General features: G+C 54.7%; 15 protein-coding genes. 4 read left to right on the plus strand and 11 right to left on the minus strand.

Annotated elements, in window-relative coordinates:
- Positions 1 to 7: 7 nt before the first annotated feature.
- Complete coding sequence (locus AC5DDB_RS12715; RefSeq protein ID WP_491740100.1) at positions 8 to 1,063, minus strand: leucine-rich repeat domain-containing protein; 1,056 nt, start codon at positions 1,061 to 1,063, stop codon at positions 8 to 10.
- Positions 1,056 to 4,895, minus strand: coding sequence for a S8 family serine peptidase (locus tag AC5DDB_RS12720; RefSeq protein WP_491740101.1), 3,840 nt, complete (start codon positions 4,893 to 4,895; stop codon positions 1,056 to 1,058). The genes AC5DDB_RS12715 and AC5DDB_RS12720 overlap by 8 nt, the downstream gene beginning before the upstream one ends.
- Positions 4,896 to 5,208: 313 nt before the next feature.
- Between AC5DDB_RS12720 and AC5DDB_RS12725 the strand changes: the two genes are divergently transcribed.
- Entirely contained in the window at positions 5,209 to 5,661 is a 453-nt protein-coding gene (locus AC5DDB_RS12725) for a response regulator (RefSeq protein ID WP_491740102.1), read from the plus strand.
- 52 nt (positions 5,662 to 5,713) lie between these two features.
- Here the strand turns inward: AC5DDB_RS12725 and AC5DDB_RS12730 are convergent, their stop codons facing one another.
- Positions 5,714 to 7,441 carry an NADPH-dependent assimilatory sulfite reductase hemoprotein subunit gene (locus AC5DDB_RS12730; protein ID WP_491740103.1) on the minus strand — a complete coding sequence of 576 codons (1,728 nt, stop codon included), beginning with the start codon at positions 7,439 to 7,441 and terminating at the stop codon, positions 5,714 to 5,716.
- Positions 7,442 to 7,651: 210 nt separating this feature from the next.
- Here AC5DDB_RS12730 and folD point away from each other — a divergent pair, with 210 nt between their 5' ends.
- From folD to AC5DDB_RS12745, 3 genes are all read left to right on the plus strand, one after another.
- Positions 7,652 to 8,515, plus strand: coding sequence for a bifunctional methylenetetrahydrofolate dehydrogenase/methenyltetrahydrofolate cyclohydrolase FolD (folD, locus tag AC5DDB_RS12735; protein WP_491740104.1), 864 nt, complete (start codon positions 7,652 to 7,654; stop codon positions 8,513 to 8,515).
- A 208-nt stretch (positions 8,516 to 8,723) separates the two neighbouring features.
- A complete protein-coding gene (locus AC5DDB_RS12740) occupies positions 8,724 to 11,114 on the plus strand; it encodes an arylsulfatase (protein ID WP_491740105.1) in 2,391 nt (796 codons plus the stop codon).
- Between the two features lie 64 nt (positions 11,115 to 11,178).
- A complete protein-coding gene (locus AC5DDB_RS12745) occupies positions 11,179 to 13,527 on the plus strand; it encodes an arylsulfatase (protein ID WP_491740106.1) in 2,349 nt (782 codons plus the stop codon).
- A 57-nt stretch (positions 13,528 to 13,584) separates the two neighbouring features.
- Here AC5DDB_RS12745 and AC5DDB_RS12750 read toward each other — a convergent pair whose 3' ends face one another.
- The 8 genes from AC5DDB_RS12750 to AC5DDB_RS12785 form a co-directional block, all read right to left on the minus strand.
- Entirely contained in the window at positions 13,585 to 14,532 is a 948-nt protein-coding gene (locus AC5DDB_RS12750; protein WP_491740107.1) for an HDOD domain-containing protein, read from the minus strand.
- Between the two features lie 337 nt (positions 14,533 to 14,869).
- On the minus strand, positions 14,870 to 15,256 hold the full coding sequence (locus tag AC5DDB_RS12755; protein ID WP_491740108.1) for a VOC family protein: 387 nt from the start codon (positions 15,254 to 15,256) through the stop codon (positions 14,870 to 14,872).
- Between the two features lie 50 nt (positions 15,257 to 15,306).
- Positions 15,307 to 18,351, minus strand: coding sequence for a protein kinase domain-containing protein (locus AC5DDB_RS12760; protein WP_491740109.1), 3,045 nt, complete (start codon positions 18,349 to 18,351; stop codon positions 15,307 to 15,309).
- A 312-nt stretch (positions 18,352 to 18,663) separates the two neighbouring features.
- Positions 18,664 to 20,169, minus strand: a complete 1,506-nt coding sequence (locus tag AC5DDB_RS12765) for a vWA domain-containing protein (protein WP_491740110.1) — start codon at positions 20,167 to 20,169, stop codon at positions 18,664 to 18,666.
- 58 nt (positions 20,170 to 20,227) lie between these two features.
- Positions 20,228 to 21,124: an FHA domain-containing protein gene (locus AC5DDB_RS12770; protein ID WP_491740111.1), complete on the minus strand. Its 897-nt coding sequence runs from the start codon at positions 21,122 to 21,124 to the stop codon at positions 20,228 to 20,230.
- A gap of 40 nt (positions 21,125 to 21,164) precedes the next feature.
- Complete coding sequence (locus AC5DDB_RS12775; RefSeq protein WP_491740112.1) at positions 21,165 to 22,256, minus strand: PP2C family serine/threonine-protein phosphatase; 1,092 nt, start codon at positions 22,254 to 22,256, stop codon at positions 21,165 to 21,167.
- 77 nt (positions 22,257 to 22,333) lie between these two features.
- Positions 22,334 to 24,196, minus strand: a complete 1,863-nt coding sequence (locus tag AC5DDB_RS12780; protein WP_491740113.1) for a hypothetical protein — start codon at positions 24,194 to 24,196, stop codon at positions 22,334 to 22,336.
- A 41-nt stretch (positions 24,197 to 24,237) separates the two neighbouring features.
- Positions 24,238 to 25,092 (minus strand): vWA domain-containing protein, encoded by an 855-nt coding sequence (locus tag AC5DDB_RS12785; protein WP_491740114.1) that lies wholly within the window; start codon positions 25,090 to 25,092, stop codon positions 24,238 to 24,240.
- Positions 25,093 to 25,108: the final 16 nt, after the last annotated feature.

The following is a 25,108-nucleotide window of genomic DNA, read 5'->3' on the forward strand; positions in this document are numbered from 1 at the left end:
AAGTTCTTCAAAAGGCGAATCTCGAACTGTCGAGTTCTTGCTTCGTCTGTTGACTCACTTTCAACCCTTCGCATTCGATCAGTTCAATGGCAGATTTTTGCGAAAGCAGTTTGACACCGCGATCTCCGACCCGTGTTCGCGAAATGTTGAGATAGCGAAGACTTGGCATTCGACAAAACGATTCAACGGCCGCATCGGTAATCTGTGTTTTATCCAAATAGAGATATTCGACTTGACTGAGCGATTCGAGTGAGCTGGCCGTCTCGTCATTCAACGCACTTCCGTCCAGATTAAGGATTCGGAGCGAATTCATGGCATCTAGTCCAGAACCGGCCACCGCATGACAATTGAATAGAGATAGTTTTTCAATCGGCAAGCCGCGTAGTTGCCGTAATCCCACGTCGGTGATTCTTGCATCCCATAGACTCAAATGAGTCATGTGTTTAAGCGCCCCGATTGCAGGCATCACTTGATCGGTCAATGGTGAGCCAAGGATTGAAAGGGTTTCGAGTTGTGTGAGTGAACCGAGATTTCGACAGCCGGTATCTGTCAGCAGTGTCGATTCAACGTCTAGGTGGGTAAGTTTTTTAAGCCGGCAGATGGATTCCATACCCCGATCGTCAACCGGCGAATCGTAAATCCCGAGTCTCCGAATAGACTGCCCCAATCGGTCTAATCCCGCACCACTGACTCTGGTGCTCACAAGTCCTAGAGATTCAAGCTGTTCCATACCTTCCAAGTTTTGAATCGATTCATCGATCACCCCTAGGCCCATCAGGTCAAGACTTTCGATCGTGTCTAATTCTCGAAGGAATTTGAGGTCGTCTTCATCAACATCCTCAAGGCTCACATTCACGAGAATCTCTGGACCCCATAGAAGTTTTGTCAACCAATTCGCGTCTCGTTCTTTCAAATGCAGACTGGTTGCGTTCTCCGTCACAAAGTTGAAAGCGGCACGGTACTGTAGGATGGGAAACACCCACCCGGTGAAACCGATGCACACCGCGAGAAATACGGCCAGCACCACCAGTCGGAATCTCCATTTTTCGAGTTTGCTAGTCATCTTGATTCTTCAACACACGTTCTGGAAACCGCACGGCGAGCCAGCGGGTGGCGTGGTTGGCGGCGTGTTGCCAACCGAGGTCTTTGTAGATGTCCCGTTGTTTTTTCAAACGCCAATAGTCGGGGGCTGAGTCATCCAGATCCCGATTCAAGATTTCAAGGGCTTTGCCATAACGTTCGTTGCGACGCAGCCAGCGGATGTGTAGCAAGTCCCATTTTTTCTCTGTCGTGTCGACCCACCGAGCAAGCTCTTGAAAGTTCACTTCAAAGGCTTGGTTGAGTGCTTCGGGATCTTTGACAGGGAATTTCTTGATCACATCCGGCAACTCCTGATACCCAATGGCTCGCCCTTTGCGGTAGAGCGTGTCGGTGAGGGTGTCACGAAGTTTCTCGAACTTCTTGTGTTCTTTGACGGCTTCTGGGTCGTCCTCGTTTACCCGCTGCCCAAAGTGTTTCTGCAGCGTATCCGTGTCGATCTCCGCGAGTACTGCATCAGCTGCTTCCACAACTTTCGGCAGATGTTCTTTGCGACGTTTCTCGTTATCAAGCCGATGCAAACGAGCCAACAAGATCGGCAACTTGTCTTCATGAGACTTCAATAATTTCGTCGCCAACTCTTCGAACTCCGCATCTTGCTTTGGTGCGGAGAGCGACTTCAGATACGCGATCTCCGCCTCCCGCAGTGTGCTCGCGAGGTCAGTTGATTTTGTCCCGGAGGAATTCGATTCCGATTTCCCGGAACTCTTTCCGTCCACAGGCACACCACAAATGATCGGCCAGCCACCCGGTCGCTGCCCAGCCGATGACGATGTCTCTTCCTGACCGTAGTCAATCGTCCCGAGTAACAGATCACCAGGTTGCACACTGTCGGGAACCGCACCCAAACTTGGAGCAGCCACAAATATCGTCACCGTCTCGCCAGCTTCCAAACGTGTCGTGGAGATGCTGCCACTTTCCGCGGCAGCGGCAGTTCGTGAGGGGTAAACCTTCAACGAAATTGCAGAACCTAATTTGCGTTCGATCGCGAGTGGTGCAGCCGACAATTCTTCCAATCGGTCAGGGTCCGCGTCGTAGAACTTCGCAATCAGCGTGTGCGAACCCTTTTCGAGTTCCACCGACTCCGGAAAAATATCATCCGACGCCACCACGCGTTCGCCGACATCCTGAACACTCCACAAGTGCGAAATGATCGGCGAATCGTAAAGTAAATCGTCGGTCATTGGTAAACGCAGCGTCACCTGTCCCGATTTGGACTGCTCGAACTTGTAGGTGACTTCCGCTTCATAAAGTCGCTGAGAATCGTGTGATTCCGCGTCGGACCACGGACGGACAATCGCATCGCTGGGCGTGACGAACGTCTGATATCGATCCAACTTCACGGACGGTTTCAAACGTTCCCCACCCGTCAACGCGGTTACGGACACCGGGCTGCCCAGTGTTCCTGCGGTGAGTGCCAGTTCCGCATTGTCTGGTCGCAGACCATGAAACTCGACCTCCGCCAATACGTTCGATTCCCCCAAGCTGGAATAATCTTGCACGAGACTCACATCGAGCACTCGGTTTCCAGCGACGGCGATGGAAATCTCACGGGATTGGCCGGGTTGCAGGAGCAAATAATTCCGCTCCATTCCCTTCTCGAATGTGCGACCGGGCGTGAGTTGCACGGTTTGCACCAGAAAGCGTTTCGGTTCGACCGGTTTCGTGCCAGACGATTCCTTGCTGAGAGTCAGCGAGATCTTCGCCCATGTCGCGTCGGCGGGGGCGGCGGCGAACAAACGTCCGATCACCCCCGGAGAGAACGCCATCCGTTGTTCGACTCGCGCTGCGTTGCCCGTCTCACCGGGCGTGGGAATGACGACACTCACCGGAATGCGAAACATCGCCGGGCGGTCGGAGTGAGTGGCATCGAAAGCAGCAATGAATTCGGCGTGAGCACCGGGCGACAGTCGCGTGGGATCGACATGCACGTCGAGCGTGCCTCCGTCACTGGTCATCAGCATATGACGACCACAGGTCAGCCAATCGGCCGACGGTTCGAAATTGAACTGCATACTGAAGTCGACCTTCGCCTGCGGAGCCGTACTTTCCGGAAAGACAGGTTCGATATGCACACGAAATTCCTGGGCGGCATCGGTTGTGTTTGCTTCTCGCAGGTAGATGCCGCGTTCGTGATCGCCACCGGACACGGAAACCTGAAACGCCAGGTCCTCGGCATCGGCGTCCGCAAACTTTGTTAGATGCTCATAAGCCAAGTCGACTTGAACCAAACCGGGACCTTGAGCGAACGGATCGATGGTGCGGATCGGTTCCGCGGTGCTTTGAATTGCCCGTCGTACGCTGTAGGGCGTGTAGGCGATGTCGTCGGCTTTCAATCCGCTGACGAGCAGGGCGATGGCACCACAGGCATTGGGGGACGCCATGGATGTACCGTTCATTCGCTGCGTGCGGTTCAACGTCCATGGCGGAACCGGCGCGATGGCTCCGCCGGGTGCGAAAATGTCGACGCCGAAATCACCGTCGGTTGTCGGCCCACGACTCGTCCACGAATACGCACTGCCGGGAATTGGTTCTCGAATGGAATACGCAGTCGCGGCCATCTCCGGTGACAGATACGCTCCCACCCCGATAATCGCCGATGACGTGCCGCCGGGGGCGCCGACCGTCGTCAAACACGGTCCCGAATTCCCGGCACTCGCGACAAAAATAACGCCCTTTTCGTTGACCGCTTTTGAGAAGACGTCGATGAGATCGCCGTGGTTTGGTGTGCTCGTCGGTTCGCCGTAACTCATGTTGATCAGATCGCAGTCCAAAGCCAACGCTTCTTGCACGCCACGTACAAGGGCCGAACCCGTTTCCATTCCATCCAACCGAGAGTCGCCAATTTTGACGGAAACGATTTGTGCTCCTGGGGCGATGCCGTTGAGTTCCGGTTGATCCTCAAAATGAGCGGCCACGATTCCGGCGACGTGGGTACCGTGCGATCCGCTGGCGACCACCAACGAAGCCTGCGAACAATCACCGTCAAACCGCACGGTAAAATTCAGCAGGCTGCCGTCATCGAACGTGTCGTAGCCGGGTTCATCACGGTAGTTGGTCAATACGTCTTCGTTGGTCAGATCGCCGTCTTCATCGGTATCGACCACAACTCGCCACTGCTCGCCATCGTTGAAGGCAACTACGTCGTACACCGGACCGGGGTCTTCGTAATTCTTCTCCAAGTTTTGCAACGCCTTCAACTGAGCTTTCTGATCGTCGAGGTGCAGTTCTTCCGTCGGAGTGAGCTTCAAACCGCTGTCTTCCCAAGCCGACAATCCCGCACGCAGGTCGGCCTCCACAAGGCGATGTTCCTTGAGAAACTCTTTCTTGCGTTCCTGCTTCAGTCGGCGAACCAATTCAGACGGAAACAATTCGTAAGCCCGTTTCATTCCGCGACGATACTCGCCACTGGGGTTCTTCCATTTCGGGTCGATTTTCAACGTGCGACCCGTTAGTCCCGGGATCGTATCGTTTTGCGGTTTGACGGTGTCTTGCAGATCGACATCACCGCTGCCGGTGGTATCGATGAAGTCGATAAACTTCGGTTGGCCGGACGGCGTGGTCTGCAAACCGACGGCACCGGGATCGACACCCGTGTCAAAGATCGCCACTCGTACACCGCGACCATCGTATTCGGGGTGTTCTTTGAGAAACCGTAATGCCCCGATTTCTGTCTTCGGCATTAGCCCGGTCGTCGGGAACGAAACAGCCAACGGTTCCGCCGAAGCCGATGAGGACGACGCCACCGCGAAAATCAATATCGCAGGGAACCAGTGGGCAAGTCGGTGAGTGATCATGGTATGGAAATCTTTCGACAACGTTGGCTTCATTCTCGTCTCGGCGAGCTTCGATTGACTGTGCAAAATACAGCATACGGTGCAACTCCAACGACCGACAACACCGGATATCGGGATTCCAACTCTCAGAGCGAATCCTCACGAGGAAGAAACACCTCTTTTCGCGTGACAGACTTGATAACGCCTCGTAATATAAAGATAGGAGCATTTTGGAGAGTCGAAAGGAATCGTGAGCGAGTCAAATTGATAGACGTTCCTCTCACCATATCCACAATATCCGGTGACAGGTTCTGTTTCGGTCTGGGCAGCACTTATGACTCATGAAACGGTCGGGCGACCGATGGATATCTTGTTGGTGGAAGACAGCGTCGTTGCCGCTCGTCTGACCATCGGTGCCATTAAGAAGGGCGAGGTCGCGCATCGGCTGACGTGGCTGAGCGACGGCGAGGACGCACTGGAGTTTCTCGACCGTCGGGGCAAATATGCTCAAGCGCCGCGACCCGATTTGATCTTGCTCGATCTCACGCTTCCCGGACGCGATGGTCGGGAAGTGTTGGCGGAAATCAAGGCCAACGAATCGCTCAAATCCATCCCGGTGGTGATTCTCACAGGGTCCACGGCTAACGAGGACATGCTGGAAAGCGAACGCTTGCAAGTCGAAAGCTACATGACCAAGCCGGTCGACTTCGAGAAGTTCCTACAACTCCTCCGCGACCTAAGCCGATTCTGGCACAAGGACATGATTCTGCCAGCTGGCGCAAAATAAGAGCCGTCGATCGTTGAAAACCGACGGCTCTTTCTATGGATGACTCGTTCGCTTACGCGTTTGCAGCGTATTCGGCGAGTTTCTCTTTTCCTTGTCGGTGACAGAAATCACCGAAGCTCTCGCCGTTTTGCCGGTCGGACTTGAAGAACTTCAACACCGGGTCGAGCCGACTACTGATTTCCGTTTGCGGCACCAGATCGTCATAGACGAAAGCCAGACGTGTACACTCGGCATTGCCGCCGAGATACAGCGTATATTTGTTCTTGCCTTTGCCAACGAGACCGACATCGGGAGCGTATGGTCGAGCACAACCGTTCGGGCATCCCGTCATGTGAAACGCGATTCGCTCGCCGATCAGGTCATGCTTGTCCATCACTTTCTCGATGTCGGCGAGAATATCCGCTGCCACCCGTTCGGATTCCGTAACCGCCAGTCCACACGTCGGCAACGCAGGACACGCCATCGCGAACCGCTTGAGCAACGTGAGGTTTTCCGCCAACGGGACATTGTTGTTCTGCAAAATCTGCGTGATATCGTCGCGGTCTTTCGCATCGATGTCGCAGAGAATGACATCTTGAAGTGCCGTCAGCCGGGTTTCCATTTGGTATTTCTTCAGGATTTCCCGAATCGCGGATTTCATATGAACTCCGTTTTCGTCCTGAATTCGTCCGTTCGGAACGCAAATCCCGAGGAACCATTTGCCGTCGCCTTGTTCGTGCCAACCGAGATGGTCACAAACATCGGTAACGTCAGTCGGGTGCGGTTCCGGCAAATCGCCGCCAAAATACTCTTCTACTTTGGCTTTGAACTTGGGGAGTCCCCATTTGGCGATCAGGTACTTCATCCGGGCCTGTTTGCGGTCGGCTCGGTTGCCAAAGTCCCGCTGAACCTTCACGACGGCTTCGGCGATATCCAGTACACGATCCGGCGTGACAAATGTCATTCGCTTGGCAATCGCAGGGAAGGTTTCCTTCTTTGCAGGCGTCATGCCCATGCTTCCACCGACGAGAACGTTATAGCCGATGATCTTTTCGTTCTCGACAATCGCTAGAAACCCGAGATCCTGCGAATACACATCGATGCAGTTGTCTTCAGGCAGTGCAAAACCGACTTTGAATTTCCGGGGCAAATACCGGTCCCCGTAAATCGGTTCTTCGACGGGAACGAACTCCTCGACTTTCTCGGACTCGCCGGTTTCTTCGTCTTTGAGCCAAATCTCGTAATATGCGGTCGTTTTCGGTTTGAGATGCTCGGCGACCGCGGCGGCCATGGCCTGCATCTCGTCGTGAATCGCATTGTTCTTGATTGGAGCCGGGCAGCACATGGTGTTCCGCGAGACATCGCCGCAAGCTGCGATCGTGCTCAGCTTCGTCCGATTGATCCCGCGAATCGTTTCTTTGAGATCCTTCATCAACACGCCGTGAAGTTGAAACCCCTGACGCGTTGTGACTCGGAGTGTGTCGTTGCCGTATTCTTCACACAGATCGAGTTCTTTGAGGAAATCGTCTGCCGTGACACGTCCGCCGGGAATTCGGGTGCGGACCATGAACATATATCGCTTGCCGATTCTGTTTCCCTCGGCATCTTTATCGTTCCGCCGATCGCGATCGTCCTGTTGATAGCTACCGTGATGCTTCAGGAGTTGCAGGTTTTCTCCGTTGAAACATTCCACGCCCGCTTTCAACTCCTCGGCGATTGTGCCTCGCAGTTGACGGCTGCTTTCTTTGATGTGTTCCAGCTTGCTAAGTTTGCCTGCATCCGGCGTGGACGTATCGGCCATGAAAAAATCACTCCTCACATGAATCGCGTTCACCGCGTCGACTTTCGGCCCGACCGATCGCATTGCTAAACTGACCGGTCCAAAGGGATTGTTCGGGAGTTGGCTGAGAATTCCCTCCCTTTGAGACAGTCATAGCGAATTCCTGGTTCAGGGGGAAGCGGACTTCTTCCCCAGTTTGACCATAGAACTCTGAGTGGAAAGAAAACGACCGTGTCCGCAACCATCATCGACGGCAAAGCCATTGCAGCGCAGCGACGGGAACAAATCGCGAACGAAGCCCAAACGTTCACTGAAAAAACGGGAATCAAACCGCATTTGGCCGCGATTCTTGTCGGTGACGACCCCGCAAGTGCCGTCTATGTCCGCAACAAACAGCGAGCGTGTGCGCAGGCGAATATTGAAAGCACGCTCCATCGTTTGCCTGCGGAAACGACGCAGGCGGAACTTTTGAAACTCATTGCCGATTGCAACTCCGCTGCCGACGTGCATGGCATCTTGGTGCAACTTCCGCTGCCAAAACATATCGAAGAGAAAGCTGTGCTAGATGCCGTCGTCGCTACAAAAGACGTCGACGCCTTTCACCCGGAGAACGTCGGACTCATCGTGCAGAACCGTCCGCGATTTTTGCCGTGTACGCCGGCTGGTGTCCAAGTTCTTCTCGAAGAAAGTGGCACGGAAACGCAGGGAAAACATGCAGTGGTCCTCGGTCGCAGTGAAATCGTCGGCAAACCCATGGCGATTTTGCTCATGCAACGCGGACCGCTAGCGAATTCCACCGTGACGGTGTGTCACAGCCGAACGGAGAATCTCGCAGAAATCACACGCACCGCCGACATCATCGTTGCTGCGATTGGACAACCAAAGTTCGTCACTGCGGACATGGTCAAACCCGGTGCGACCGTGATCGACGTCGGCACCAATCGCGTCGATGGCAAACTCGTCGGCGATGTGGACTTTGAAGCCGTCAAAGAGATCGCTACCGCCATCACTCCAGTCCCGGGTGGAGTCGGACCGATGACCATCGCCATGTTACTGAGAAACACATTGACCGCCGCACAACTCACAGCAAACTAAACCGTGCAGCATGTCTCATGCATCGATGCCGGCAATGAAATTGAAAAAAGTTTGATTGCCCAGTCTTCATGAGACTTAACCGCATTCACATCCAAACAAATGGATATCAGTTTTTCTTCAGGATTTCCGTTTTGCACATATACTTTTAACTGGCAGCGTTAAACTAGCACGGCATCTTTTCACCTTCTCGATCAAGGAGCCGGTTGTCGTGCCTTGCCAATTACTGTTTCACTTCACGCGTGTGTTGCTGTTCGGCCTGTGCTTGTTACTTGGTGCATCGTTCGGCAATACCGCGTTTGCTCAAGAATTCCGCGATCAGCGATCCGACACCGTGCTGCCAGCACCCGAACCCGCATTTGCTGGCAAGATCGGACTGACGTACAAAGACTCCACAGCCGTGAAGCCGGAGTTAAAGATCCCTGCATCATTCGGCTTGAAGGACTCGCCAAATATTCTGATCGTGCTGATCGACGATGCAGGTTACGGACAGTTCGGCACGTTTGGCGGTGGAATCCCGACACCGACGATGGATCGCATCGCCAAGAACGGATTGAAATACACCCGCTTCCACACAACCGCACTGTGCAGCCCCACCCGAGCGGCGTTGCTCACCGGGCGGAATCACCACTCGGTTGGCAGCGGAGTGATCGGCGAGGCAGGAACCGGCTTTCCGGGGTACTCCGGCATTATCCCCGCTTCCACGGCCACTGTGGCTGAAGTGCTTCGCGAATATGGCTACATGAATGCCTGGTTCGGCAAGAACCACAATGTGCCGGACTGGGAAACCAGCATCGTCGGCCCGTTCGATCGTTGGGCCAGCGGACTCGGGTTTGACTACTTCTACGGTTTCGTGGGAGGCGATACCGACCAGTTTCACCCGGCAATCGTCGAAAACAAGAAACGCATCGAACCACCAGAGACGAACGAAGACGGCTCTCCTTATCACTTCACCACGGATATCGCCGACAAGGCCATTCGCATGATCCGTGCCTCGAAAGCAGTCGCGCCGCAACGACCGTTTTTCGTCTATTTCGCCACCGGAGCAACCCATGCTCCCCACCAAGTTCCGAAAGCCTGGATCGAGAAGTTCAAAGGGCAATTTGACGATGGTTGGGATGCCTACCGCGAAAAAACGCTCAAACGGCAAATCGAATTAGGAGTTGTGCCCAAAGGGACGCCACTCACCAAACGACCAGACTCACTGCCAGCCTGGGATTCGTTGCCGGATGATGAGAAAAAGGTCTTCGCGCGGATGATGGAAGTCTTCGCCGGTTTCACCGCTCATACCGATCACGAAGTCGGTCGCGTGGTCGATGCCGTCGACGAGTTGGGCGAACTCGAAAACACGCTTGTGATCTACATGGCTGGCGATAACGGATCCAGTGCGGAAGGTGGTCTCAGTGGATTGTTAAACGAAATGACGTTCTTCAATGCCATTCCGGAACCGCTCGACAGGAAAATCGCCGCCATCGACACCCTGGGAAGCGACAAGCACTACAATCACTTCCCGGCGGCATGGGCCCACGCGATGGATACGCCGTTCCAATGGACGAAGCAGATTGCCAGCCACTTTGGCGGCACCCGCAATGGACTGGCGATCTCGTGGCCGAAACGAATTAAAGCTCGTGGCGAAGTGCGTCATCAGTTCCATCATGTGATCGACATTGCCCCCACAATCCTCGAAGCCGTGGGAGTCGAGTTTCCACAAACGTTCGATGGCATCGCTCAAAAACCCATCGAAGGAACCAGCATGGTCTACACCTTCGACGATGCCAACGCCGAAGATCGCCGCACCACCCAATACTTCGAGATGCTTGGCAATCAAGGGATGTATCACGACGGTTGGATGGTCAGCGCAATTCGCGGCGTGCCTTGGCTGAGTGAACCGGAACCCGGCGATCTGTTACACATGCCCTGGGAGTTGTATCACGTCGAAGAAGACTTCAGCCAAGCCAAGAATTTGGCTAAAGACCATCCCGAGAAGGTTAACGAACTCGTCAAATTGTTCTTCGCCGAGGCAGCCAAATACAACGTGTTGCCTCTGGATGATCGCAAGACCGAACGGCTCAATGTGGAAAACCGCCCGAGCCTGACCGAAGGTCGCAAAAAATTCGTGTATCCGAACCTTCTTCGACTTCCCGAAGGTGCCGCCCCCGACTTGAAGCACCGAAGCCATACCATTACGGCCACAGTGTCCATTCCCGAATCGGGGGCCGAAGGCATGCTCGTCACGCAAGGCGGCCGTTTCGCCGGATATGGATTGTTCGTGAAAGATGGAAAATTGATCTATCACTACAACCTCGCCGGTGTCGAACGCTTTACCATCGAATCGAAAGACCGCATTCCCTCCGGTGATGTTTCGTTGAAAGCGGTCTACAAAACCGATGCAGACAAACCTTTCGCGGGCGCAACGGTCACCATCTTCGCGAACGACAAAAAAGTTGGCGAAGGTCGAGTCGAAAAGAGCATTCCCAACCGTGTCACGCTCGACGAGACATTCGACGTCGGCTTCGACACCGGCACACCGGTTATGGAAGGCTATGACATGCCTTTCGATTTCACTGGGAAACTGAGTCGAGTCACTATCGAACTCAATTAGTCGATCCATCAAAATGTGTTTGCTGTCTATCTTTACGTCTATCGGGCCGCAGGAGTTACCAACATTGAGAAACCCCCGTATTGTCTGCTTGCTAATTGTGACCTGCGTTTGCTGGATCGGTGCGACGAATGTCGTGGCTCAATCGACGAGTCCAGAACTCGGAAGCCAGCTACCAGAGCCCGACCCAAAGTTTGAGGGCAAGATCCGTGAAACCTATGACAAATCCACACCAAGCTATCCACAACCGGTGAAAGCTCCGGCGGATGCACCGAATGTTTTGATCATCCTGTTGGATGACGTGGGCTTCGGGATGTGCAGCACCTTTGGTGGGCCCGTTCCAACCCCGCATATGCAAAAGCTCGCAGACAGTGGTCTGTCTTACACACGGTTTCACACAACAGCCCTGTGTAGCCCAACACGTGCGGCGTTGCTCGCAGGCCGCAACCATCACAGTGTGGGTACAGGAGTGATTATTGAAATGGGAACCGGGTTTCCCGGATACACGGGCATCATCCCACGAAGTACTTCGCTCGTGTCGGAAACCTTGAGTGCCAACGGTTTCGCTACCAGCATGTTCGGAAAATGGCACAACACGCCAGAACCCGATATCAGTCCCGCCGGGCCGTTCGATCGTTGGCCCACCGGCTTCGGCTTCGACTACTTCTACGGTTTCAATCAAGGTGAAACGCACCAATACTACCCGACCTTGTATAGAAACACCGTTCCCGTGCCCCAGCCCAAGCAACCAGAAGAGGGCTATCATTTCACAGCGGATATGACCGACGAAGCCATTGCTTGGATCAGCAATACGCGAGCGGCTGCTCCGAACAAACCGTGGTTTTGCTATTTCAGCACCGGAGCCGTGCACGCACCGCATCATGCACCACCGGAGTGGCGTGAGAAATACCGAGGCAAGTTCGATCACGGTTGGGATAAGCAACGCGAACTCACGCACGCCAAACAACTCGAGATGGGAATTATCCCCCAAGGCACAAAGCTGACTCCACGACCGAAAGAGATTCCATCGTGGGAGAGTCGTTCGGCCGTCGGAAAGAACGTCTACACCCGACTCATGGAGAACTATGCTGCCTTCATGGCCCATACCGACCATCACGTCGGGCGGCTGATCGATAGTTTGGAGACCTCCGGCGAACTCGACAACACCTTGATTTTCTACATCGTCGGCGACAACGGAGCATCGGCCGAAGGTGGTCTGGAAGGCACATTCAGCGAGTTGGCTAGTCTGCTTGGCATTCAACTTGGCCTGAAAAGCACAGTCAATCGGCTTGACGAAATCGGCGGACCGACAAGCGAACCTCACGTGCCGGTCGGTTGGGCGTGGGCGATGGATGCTCCGTTCCAGTGGACGAAGCAAGTCGCCAGCCACTTCGGTGGCACGCGAAATCCGTTGATCATTCATTGGCCCAACGGGATCAAATCGAAGGGCGAACAACGAACGCAGTTTCATCATGTGATTGACGTGGTGCCAACAATTCTCGACGTCTGTGGAGTCGCTACTCCCCAAGAAGTCAACGGCATCCAGCAAAAACCGATCGAAGGCGTCAGCATGAAGTACACCTTCGACGATGCAAACGCAGAAGGCCAACGCAAGACGCAGTACTTCGAAATGTTTACCAACCGGGCGCTCTATCACGACGGCTGGGTCGCCTGCAGCCACTTTGGCACACCATGGGACACAACAAGTCGTTCGGGAGACTTTCTCAAGTCGCCATGGGAACTCTACAACATTGAAAATGACTTTAGCCAGGCCGACAACTTGGCTTCGAAGTATCCGGAAAAACTCAAAGAGTTGCAGGACAAGTTCCTGGAGGAAGCCATCAAGCATGACGTGCTCCCGTTGGACCCTCGGTTCGCAGAACGAATGGATCCCAAACTTCGTGTGTCCGGCGAGCAGCCGACTTCTTGGACTTACTACGGCAATCGCGTTTGGCTCCCGGAAGCGGTCGGGCCACAACTATTTCCGCGGGGCTTTACAATCACCGCAGACCTTGAAATACCACAAACCGGTGCTGAAGGCGTGGTGACCTGCGCGGGGGCTTTCTCAGCAGGTTGGACACTCTATGTCCGGGATAACAAACCGCAATTCCGCTACCAATGTTTCGAGATCGCTGATGTCGAAATCCCGGGAACAAGGGAAATTCCCAAAGGCAACATCGAACTCAAGGCGGAATTCACACCCGACGGTTCGAAGCTGGGCGGGGGCACATTGGAACTGTTCGTCGATGGTCAATCCGCAGGTCGTGGGAAACTGACGCGGTCACTTCCTCGTCACGGACTCGAACCGTTCGAAGTCGGCCGTGACTCCATCACGTCGATCGACCCAGCTTACAAAGACAAAGGGAAGTTCGAATTCACCGGCAACATCAAGCAGGTATCGTTTGAACTGAAATAGTTGAAAGCCGAACGAACAAGTTGCGAACGTGATCGACGTCGGCACCAACCGCGTCGATCAACGGAACCAAGACCGTTTCTTACGCAACTGCTTGCAGCGATGGGCAAGCGTGAGAGGGTTCGCAACGTTCGGTAGTAACTCTTTGCATTCCGCCTCGATGGCCTCGGCCGTTTCCAACAGGTTAAACCCCGGAATTTGCGATTCCAGCGACTGCAAATCGGCTATGCCTGTCGGTGTTTGCTTGAGTTGGCCAGGAATGAGACCGGCAATCGCGACGGCTGCCACCGCCGTTTGGTTCAAACGGCGATCTTCCAAAGCCTTCAAACCTCGATGATGAAAACCGACGCAACAAACAAGCTCCGGGGGAAAACTCCAGCCTTTGAAGATGAGTGCCGTCGCTAAAGCATGATGCCAACCGAACTCTCGTTCTTCGAAGTCGATAATATGGCTGGCCACATCGCCGCGTTGCTCTAAGAACCGGAAGTAGGTTTTTGTCGCGGCATTCGCGATCACAGGGAGCAGACAGTCGCATAGCAAGCCACCGGCAAAGGCAAGTTCCTTGTCTAACCCAAGTTTCCCAGCGACGGCTTTCGCGAACAACCCTCGTTCCAAATTCTCCCAATAGAAGACCGGCATATTGATCACACGCGACTTCGAAGACGCCAAAATCTGCTTCATACCTTCGGTCAGCAGAAACAAAACGCTTCCCCGAATTCCTAGCCGAACGATGGCTTCCTGAGCAGAATTCGCTTCAGTCTTCAACGCCATCGATGCCGCATTGACTCGTCGTAGCAACAAACAAGTCAATGCCGAATCGCGTTCGATGAGAACGGCCAAGTCCGCGGCATCGGCATCGGGTTCTTGCGCCTTCTTAACGAACTCGGAAATCGTTGAAGACAAGCCCGGCAACTTCACCCATGGCGGCAACGCACCTTCCTTGCGAGTGCCAAGAAGCGAGTCCTCTAACTCGTTCCAATCCACTAAGACGCACGATGACTTCGACATCTTTCAACATGACCTTTTGACCAAAGTCTCTCGCCCCGTAAAACTTGTGGGGTTCGATACCGCGATTCCGCTGACAGGTTGTGAACGCTTCGCCGGAGGCGATCAAACAGACTCAAGAAAGTCTTCGGTCGGCAAACCATCGGCCCCAACGGTTCGCCCCCACAAACATTAGTATTTCGAAGTCCGCCTCAACGAATCCTGTCGAGAGAATTCCGGTTTAATCGCAGGTCATTCGACAAGTTCTGCCGATGAATCCGTCTCACGCGGTCGCACACGATACGCACATTATGGGGTTTCGATCGGCACCAACTGATCGAGACGACGACAGATGCGACGTTCATACCCCTGCCGGGGGTTCCCAAAGTTCGACTTTGTTGCCTTCCGGATCGATCACCCAACCGAATTTGCCGAACTCGGACTCTTCGGTTTTGTCGTCGACTTGGCAACCTTCGTCTCGCAAGACGGCTAACAACGCGTGCAGATCATCGACGCGAAAGTTCATCATGAAGTCAGCTTTGCTGGGTGCGAAGTATTCGGTCTTCTCTTTGAATGGACTCCACACCGTTGTCCCAACGCCTGTGGGATTCTCCGGCGTCACCCAGTGGAACGTCACGCCGCCCCAGTCTTCGACATTCATCCCAAGATGCTTACGGTACCAGTCACCAAGTGTCTTGGGATCTTTCGCTTTGAAAAAGATGCCGCCGAAGCCGGTCACGCGTTTCATAGTTCTATTCACTTCCTAGGGCGAAAACCTGACGAATCGACGGCCGTTGGTCACTTTGCGTTTCGCGATCCATTCCAAATTTCCATATCGCCTATGCTGTCTAGGGAATAGAGTCGCGTGCCATCGGGACTAAATGCAACGCGGATCACAGCGTCTCGGTGCTTGTCGAGAACCAGACGTTCGTTGCCCCCCACCACACCCCAAACCCGCACGGTATCGTCGTCACTGCCGGAGGCGAGCAATTGCCCATCGGGACTGAAAGCCAGATCGCGAATCATGCGAGTGTGACCTTGCAGCAGTGTTGTGCGAATCGGGTTGGTATCGAAGTTGACGCACACAATCATGGCGTCTACGTTTTTCGACTGCCAATAGTTTTCCCGCATCTTCTTCGGGCCGAAAAAACCAGCGAAGGCAAATTGATTGCCCGATGGCGAAAACGCGGCGACCGGCGTTCCGTACCAACGTCGACCGTCCAATATCTCATCCCGACCGAGTTCGAGTGTCGAAAACCTTACCCCCGGTGACCCCGACAACTCGATCAACTGATAACCAGAGTTGAATTGAAAGTCGTCCTTGTCTTGAGAAATCCGACGACGGAACGGCACTGCCATCCAATGATCGGTCGCCGACTGTAGGACCGTTTCCTGACTGATCTCATTCGGAGAGATTTTGGAATCGAGTTGTACATCCAACGATCGGCTACTCACATTCCATCGCAGCACTCGCACGCCATTTGGCGAAGCCGTCGTCCCGATGACATGACCACCGTCACTGGTGAACGCCAAGTTCGTCAGCAATTCCGTATTCGTCACCACCGGGAACTGGCCAACGTAGCCGCTGATGTTGGGAGTCGAGACGTACGGGTCCAACTCAGCCGTCGTAGTTCCCGAGAAGAACCCGGCGAAGTTGGCTGTTGGCGGAGGATCGACAGTCGTCACCGTCAACCCATAAGGTTGAGTGAGCGATGGGGAAACCAGTTTCTTGTTGTTGGGAGAGATCGCCAAACATCCGTTGAAATGCGAAAGCCCACCCGACCATTGAAACCGAGGCTGCGCCGCTTCGACAAAGTTAAACGGTGCCTGACCGACTCGCCAACGATCGAGCCGATAACCCGACTGCAACTGCGCTCGACCAGGACTGACCACAAACAAATCCGCATTGGTCTTCGACAACGCCATGCCATGGATGCCATCGGCATAACTAACCGTTTGCACGGCTTGATCCGTCGGGAGTTGCATGTCGAAAATGCTGACAGTCGTCGGTTTGGCCAACACAAGAAATCGGCCGTCGACCATACGCACGCCTTTCGCAAATTGCATCGAGGCACTTTGGTTGTTGGCGTTTGTATTGTCTTCAATGTACGACTTGAACGTGGTACGGTCGGTGTATCGTCGATTGACAGACCCGGAATTCTTCCCGTTCTGAATCGAATTCCACAAGTAGAACCAATCGAACCCACGCACATCGGTCTGCCCGTCTTCCGGGATTAATGCAGAGAGATGCGTTCGCGCTAACGATACATTGTTTTCATCCAACGCGGATTGTGCGTTCTTGATCGAGAATTGGTACGTCTTCCAAAGAAGTTCGGTCTCGCGTTGTTCGGCCTCGGCTTGCAGTTTTTGTGCGAGTTCCGTTTGCTTCTTGGCAACGGCGGCAGCCTGAAGAGCTTTTCCCCGTTCGATCTCCAAGTTCTCTGCGTTTTCCTCGGCTTTAATGCGGTTTGTCTCTGCCAACGCTTCGGCTTCACGAGCTTTCTTCTCGGCGTTTTTCGCCGCTTCGGTTTGCTCCTTCGCCGTTCGCAAGCTCACTTCGAGTTTCTTGGCATTGTCATTCGCGATGGCCAAATTCGCTTCGGCAACTTCCTCGGCTTTGGCTGCTTGTTCGGCATTGCGTTGAGCGATTGTGAAGTTCGTCTGTGCCGTCTTCCACTGCCACAAGATTCCTAACAAACCCAAGAACGTGACCAACATCACCGCGCCGATCAAACCGCTGATCGTCGGGTTGTGTCGACTCCATCGCACGAACCGTTGTGGCAACGAAAGTGGTCGGGCAAGAATCGGTTCATCTTGCAACCAGCGTTCCAAGTCGGCGGCCAATTCACCACAATCTGGATAGCGGTCCTCGGGTTGTTTGGACATCGCTTTCAGGCAGATCGTCTCCAAGTCGATCGGCACACGCGATTCGATGGAACTCGGGCGTGGCGGATCTTGAGACAACACATTCGCAATGACGACTTGAGGCGGACCGCTAAATGGAATCTGCCCGGTCAACATTTCGTAGAGCACAACCCCCACGGCATACTGATCGGTCGGCGGACCGACATCATCCTGGGCACCCCGTGCTTGTTCAGGAGACATGTATGCTGGGCTGCCGAGCACGCTGCCTTCCCGAGTTTGCTTCTCCGACGTTTGTTCCAGCCGGGCGAGACCGAAGTCCATCAACTGAGGTTCGTCACGTTCGTCGATCAACACATTCTGCGGCTTGACATCCCGGTGAATGATGCCCATTTGGTGAGCGTATTGCAGAGCTTCTGCGATCTGCTGGACGATTCGGGCGGTGCGTCTTGGCTCAACAGGTTTGTGATCGATGTGTTCATCAAGCGTGCGTCCGAAGATGAACGCCGACGCAATGTAGTACAGCCCTTCCGCCGTCTGACCGGCCTTGAACACCGGCACGATATGCGGATGCCGAAGCCGAGCGGCCGCTTTTGCCTCTCGCAAGAATCGCTCACGAGCCTTCGGCGAGTCTAGCGTGTGTGCCTGCGGGAGTTTCAACGCAACCGATCGTTCTAGCTCGGGATCAGTCGCTTTATAAACCGTCCCGAATGCTCCCTGTCCCAAGACTTCATCGATCTGGTACCCACCGACAAGCTTCGGCGGTGGACCAGTCGGAGTTCTTTTCGACCGTTGTCGACCGGGCGACTGCGGTCGAGGTTTCTCGGGTGACACAGTCGATTCGGCTGCGTTCCCACCGACCGTACTCGCTGCGACTTCTGGGCCAATTACACGACCACAAAACCGACAACGGACGCCCCGCTGCAACTGTGCTTTCGTAACGCGAAAGGTTTCTCCACACCCAGGGTGCGGGCAAGACATCGCCACCGTCATATGTTGGAAACCCCCGTCTTCACTCGGGCAACTTCGGAGTCTAGAACCGTGTCTATTTTCTAGCGGGTTTTGTCTCACGGAGGTGCGAACATTAGTGTTACACGTCCTCCGCAGACATTGAAGATCGTGTTACGGCCTACGTTGTCTCCGGCAATCATATCACATCGTTGGACGTGACACACGATCGATAACTATAAACGTAAGGCGTCCGACGACCGCAACACGCTAGACCGAAAGATCAACTTTCGTTGTCTCGAGCGGACAGCAAAATTTCGAACTGTCGATAATTCGAGAATGGATTCACTCCCCTTGCGGTTTTTTGCCGGGTGGCGGAGGTGGTGGTGGAATTGGAGAAATTTTTTGTGTGCCGCGTGCGGCTGGTGGTGGTGGTGTTTTTTTCGTAACCGACGGTTGCGACGACGGGGTGGCAGGGGCCACCGGACGCGGAACGGGCGGAGGCGGCGGCACTGTGCCACTGACCTTTCCCCCAACAGCGGGTGGAGTTGTCGTTGGTGACTGACCAACAGCAGCGGGCGAACTTGTGGTCCGGCCTGGCAACGTGGGACGCTTCGGTGGCGGAGGGGCCGGTTTTGGTGAAACCAACGGCCTGTTCGATACTGGTGCTTCCGGAGCAGTTGCGACCGTTCCCAAGCGGCTCCGCAATTGCGGCGACAATTCTGACGCAACGAGTCCGCCGCTCAAGACACAGAGTAGGACCAAAAACATCACGATCTGCAGCGCTTTCGATCCGCCGCCGGATGCTTCGATAGGCTCATCCCCGGCGATGGCGGCCACGCGTGGTGCTTTGCGAATCCCACCGGCGATGATCGGGCCGATTTGATACTGTCCGCTCGCCTCCAACGTTCCCGAGGGGGTCTCGATCTCGACTTGAATTTGCCGACTCAATCCATCGTCATCCGGCCAAGGGGAATTGTACGTGATCAGAAATTGCTCGCTCGCATCTTGCACACGCGACCGATAAATCTCAGCGAGCTTCTCCCCGGTCGGCGCGAAGTAGTACTCGCCAGAGCATCGCGAAGCCAGGTCTCGCAGTACCTGTTCCGCCAACGGATGCCGACTTCCGAAGGCAATTGCAAATACCGGCACGCCTCCGGCGTCGCTGGCCCCAGCGATTTGCTCAAGCCTGTCGGGCAGTTGCTCGTCTTCGCCGTCGGTCATCACCATCAACAACTTCGCGCCTTCGACTTCAGACTGCTTGAACAAATCCAACGCCCCCAATGTCGGCGGACCGATCAATGTGCCGCCACGCGGTTGCAACCGTTGCAGACTTTCTCGACATCGCGATTTCGATTCCGTCGTGAGTTCCGAGAGCGGATGAATCACGTCGAACCGATCGTCAAACGCGATGACGCCGATCCGATCCCGATCCACACGCAGTTCATCGACGGCTGAAAGGGCAGCTTGTCGGGCCTCTTCCATCTTCAGCCCTTCGCCCATGCTGCCGCTGACATCGATTACCAGAAACACATTGATTGCCTGCATCCCCGGACCTTGGAACGACTTCACCGGCACGGGAATACCTTCTTCCTTCAACCGCAAATTCTTGGGTGACAACCCGGGAATTGGTTGCTGATCCGGTCCGAGAATCGCCATCTGTAACGCGATTTGTCCTTCATTGTCCTTATAGAACTGCGACTTGTCGATCAGCTGAATCGTCGCTTGTGAACCGTCGGCAGCGGGTACGCTTACGGTTTCCTCGCTGCCGCTTCGGGTGAGCAAACTGAGGACACCGACCCACAGAATCGCCGCCAAAAACAGCCCTCCGGAGATGACAAATTTTTTCATGGTGGTCTTTCAGGAAGTTGTGTGGTCGGTCGTAGTTTGCTGCTGCCCGCGGCGGGAACTATGTCTTCGATCCGCCGAGTTGGAAACGAGCACGCGATGAACCGATTTGAATGAGTTCACCATCAGCCAAGGTGTGTCGCGTGACGGGTTGCTGGTTGACTTGGATTTCTCCGTCGATCGCCTCAAGGACGAAACTGCCACCCGTGGGAATCAAACGGGCATGATGCGTGGCCATTTGCGGATCACCCAGAATGCAAATATCGGCCAGTTCCGACCGCCCGACGATCGTCTCGGATTTCGCCGGGTCGAGTGTGCGGGTTTGGCCTTCAAACCGCCCGGTTGTGAACAGCAACCACGCCGCCCGCAGCAGGTCTTCCACTAAGCCAATTAATAGGCCGATGAACATGCCCAGCAACACCAAACCCACGGCACCGCCGACAGCGATCGACGTGTCGCGTCCGAGACCAATTCCTTGCAACCCAGTGGCGAGGAACTCATATGTGCTGCCACCGATCAGCCCACCCAGCAAACCGCCGAACGCACCGAACCGCGTTTTCTGTGGCATCCGTTTCGAGACGCCTTCGTTCGTGCCGATCATCGCGCCGAAGATGCCCCAACCAATCGCCCGGGGAAACAATCCACCACCCGCCAAACCGAAAATGACTTCACCGATCACCAACCCAACCGCTCCCCCGATCAAACCGATGACGGCTCCAATTCCGGCCCCTCGCATCAGCCGGCGTGGCGAACGATCGCGAAATAATCCATCCCATCCACCGCACGCCGCCCCGATGGCTACACCAATCAAACCGCCCGTCAACGCGACTCGCACGTACAACAGAAACGCGGATTCCGACGAGAAGCCCGCGAACAACGTAATGAGCAACCAACCGAAAAGCCCGCCCAAACCGCCGAGCAACGTCTTTTGGTAAAGTGCCAACAGATCGATTTTCATTCGGTCAACCTTGTTACATTCGCGATGTGTCTCGACACCCTTATGGCTCAGAAGACTCCTCCGCCTCCTGAGCATCGTCGGTCTCACTATCATCTTGATTGGGATAGCGTCCGTTTTCCACAATCAGGTCGGGACTCGCGTTCCACTCGTCGGCAGACGCCACAACTGAGAACACGTCGTCTGCACTCAGCCAGTCCTCGGCATCACTCGCCGGTTCGCAATCCGACATGAACACCGCAGTCTCGATCGCTGCGTCGGTCGGGTCATCCGGTCCGGCCGTTTCGAAGCCGTCGTCCGTGAACTGCAACATCACGAGAGCAGTTTCCGCGTCGTCAATCGGTTCGACAACTTCCGGTTCCACACCGACCTTCAACAGCACCAGCGTGGTGTCGTCGTACCGCATTTGGCGATCGACCCGCAATTGCGTGATCTCCTTTAACCAATCCTCGTGCGACATGCTCCAATAGGTTTCCCAGTTCGGCGGATCGTCGGCTTCGATGCGGGACATCGCCCACTTGCCAATCGCATCGGTGCACAGCACGAGCAAGTCACCGGTTTGGCAATACTCGTCGAGTGCCGAGAACTCCAAGCAATGGTCGCGATTGAGGTTCACACTGCAAATCGAGATCGGATCGGCGTCGAAACTTGCAGAATCGGTCAGCGGAAAACTTTGCAGAATCCGACCGTCCCGCACATGAAACAAACAGCAGTCACCGACTGCAAAGCACCTCAACCGGAACGGCTTCGGTTCGACGGGTTCTTCGTCGGCCACTTCGACAGTATCGTTTTCGTCGTACAGTTCGACCCACAACAGCGTGGAAAACGCCCCGCCAACCTGTTGCAATTTTTGACGTTGATTCCAAGGCAAGTTGGGAATATCGATCAACGTGACCCATTCCCGACGGCGTTCCTCCAACCACGCCTGTAACGAGCCTTCCGCGTACAAATCCGGCGGCGTTTCAACAGCGGCCTTGGTCAGAATTTTGGCCCATTGTCGCGAAAAGATTGCCGACGAAACACCATCTGCGATGGCCGCAAAACCTCGCTCGCCGCTTACATAATAGGCATCCTCATACTCGGCGGCGTACTCACGATCCTTCGGCGTGTGCAACGTGCGGACATCAAAAAGCATGCGAACTGGAACCTTTGTCAGGAACTCTCATAGAATTATTTCCCCCGCAGCCAGCGCAAACAGATGAAGGAAAACGGTCAGGATTCCGATTCGAGTTGTGCATAAATGGCATCGAGAATCAGATCGATCTTGCCATTGACGACGAGGCCCCGCGAAGTCGGTTGCATGATCTGTGGTTTCTCACTCGCTAACCGCTCCACGTCGACGGGCAAACTCGTGTGCTCGAACAGTTCTTGCAACGGACCGGGTTCCAACTGTTCGTTGGACGCCGGAAAGACCACCGAAGCGTGTGGCTGCTCGGTAACGACGAGATGATAGACCAACGTCGAGCCCGCGGCCGTTTCAGCGGTACAGAGTTCTGTCATCGCAGCAGCGATTTCGCCGGGTTCGAATTCGCCCCGCGTGAGGTGAATCACAACCGGAGGCAAACAACTCTGCGGATGATTGTCACACCATCCCAGCAAGATCTCACTCACAGCGGCAGTTGCCTCACTCATCGTTGTGGCAGCAGTCGGTTCCAGCTCGACGAAAACGGATTTCTTCACGGGTACCGTCATCAATCCGCCGACACCGTTCGGAACCTGTTGTTCGAACTCCTCCACACGCAATGCACCCTCGGCCAAATCCGCATCGCTGACTAGCACTTGCCCCGCAAGATCGCCTTCCCAAGTCGTGCGAACTTCGGAATCCCCCGCAACATCCGTCCCATAGGACACAACGGCAACCGAAAGTTGGCCACTACGTTTCTTCGCCATTCGACCCAGCAAATCGTTTGCATGGTCTTGCAACCGCGCAAACGCACTGGCCGTATTACCATCGTAAGGATTCTCAAGCGAGCGATCCAACAGCAGCACCACCACCGCCGCCCGCTCCACTTCGAGGGTTGAATCTTGTTCTAGTTCCGAAGCCGACTCATCAAAGATATCGTGATCGTCAAACGGCATCGCTTCATAGGTATCCTCGGTCGTGTCGACTTCCGGCAAGGAACCCGACAATTCTTCAGACACCGTTTCCACAACCGTATCGTCGGCAGCGATTGTGTCGGCTAGTGGAATCGTATTCAGAACGGGTCGGGCCGGCCAATTCTGAGTGTGTGTGTCGATCAACTTTAAAAACTTCACGATGTCCAACATCCGAGCGTGGTACATCATGCCAACGGCATTCTCCTGGATCGTGAACTTATCCTCTTTCAAAGCCGCGAGGAGCGAACCGGGCAACGGACTACATCGTGAAAATAGATCCTTCTGCGGACCGACTGGCAGGTAGTATCGATTCGAAGGGAACAACGTCGGCGGCACCGTTTGAGATGTACACAAATGAGCTTGCAGTACCAACGGTGAACCGGTCGGCCAATCGAGCGTCATGATGTCCTGCACCGCTTGATGCGGATTGCCGTCACCCGTTCCGCCCGCAAAGATGTGCACGATCATCGGCACACCCGGATTCGGTCCGGCCGAACTCACCCACTCCTCCAATAGTTCTCGACAGTACCGAAACGCCGCGACCTGAGCCGCTTTGCCACCGGTGTTCGGTTCGTACCAAACTGGGAAGTCGACTGGGTCTTCAATCGGCGGACCAAAACCGGCGGGGTTCGGCAGTTTTCGCACGCGTTGTTCGACTACAATCGGGGTGTCAGCCAATTCCGCTGTCGCGACAAATTGACGACCGGCCAACGCTCCCCCCCAGCGTGTCTCAACGATCGCCTCATCATCTTGCGTTCGATATCCCACCAGCGCGAGATCAAAATCGGGGCCGTTTGCCAATCGCTTGAGAACAGCGTTGACGGCCGTCGCGACGCTCTCCGCACGCGACTTCGGCGTTTTTCCCGGCGTGCTACCGCCAATCGGACCCGCGGATTCCTGCAACGGCGACTCCATTGCCGCCGACTCATCGATCAATAGAATGACACATCCCGGGCTTTCCACAGTGCTGTTCGTCATAGAGCGTCTCCCTTGAGGAAATCATGGCCAGGCAATTCGGTTCAACGCAAGTTCTTCGCCACGCGGGTTCCCATATCGAGGAATTGAAGCAGACTAATCATATCCGCATTAAACACCATGCCGCGTGCACCCGGCTGAATTGAAAACCCTTCCTGAATGGCCCGCTCACACATCGACTCCGGCAACACACTCGACATCTCGAACAGCGTTCGCGCCAACTCCTCCGGTAACACTTCATTACTATGCGGAAAAATGAAGGGGTCGGCAGCTGTCATCGAAAGGTGACAGTTGAAGAACAACACGTTTCCATCATCGGTCGCAAGTGCTCGAATCGGCTCTGCATACGGAATCGGATCTCCATCTTGAGATTCACCATCGGTGATGTGAATCAAGATGGGAGGAAAACAGTCCTGATGATCGGAAATCCAGGCTTCTAAGACTTCATACGCATAATGCAGCACCGTACACATCGGCGTGCCACCTTCCATCACCGGATCGACCCAAACCGGAATCTGCACGGGAAACGAAGTCATCTCTCCGGTCTCGTCATCGTACATCTGTTGCTCACGGTCTTCGATGCGGAGCGGATGATCGTTGAACTCGCTAATCGGAATCAACGCCCGATCGTCGAGTGGCGCACTCAATGCAGATGTAATGATTGCGTTGCCTTGATCATCAGTCCGGTAACCGATCACACCGATGTGCATCCAATCCTTGACCCCCGACTCACCGCTCGCCTTGATAATCATATTCTGCAGCCAACCATTCATCACATCGGCCAACTGATCGCATTTCCGCTGATCCGAACCGCCCAACGGCTCGTCCATCGAATAAGACTGATCGAGCAAAAACAAAAAACACGCGGGCGTGGTTCGAGAGATTTCTTGCGAATACATGGACGAAACATCCTAG

This window comes from Thalassoroseus sp. (genome assembly GCF_984380535.1).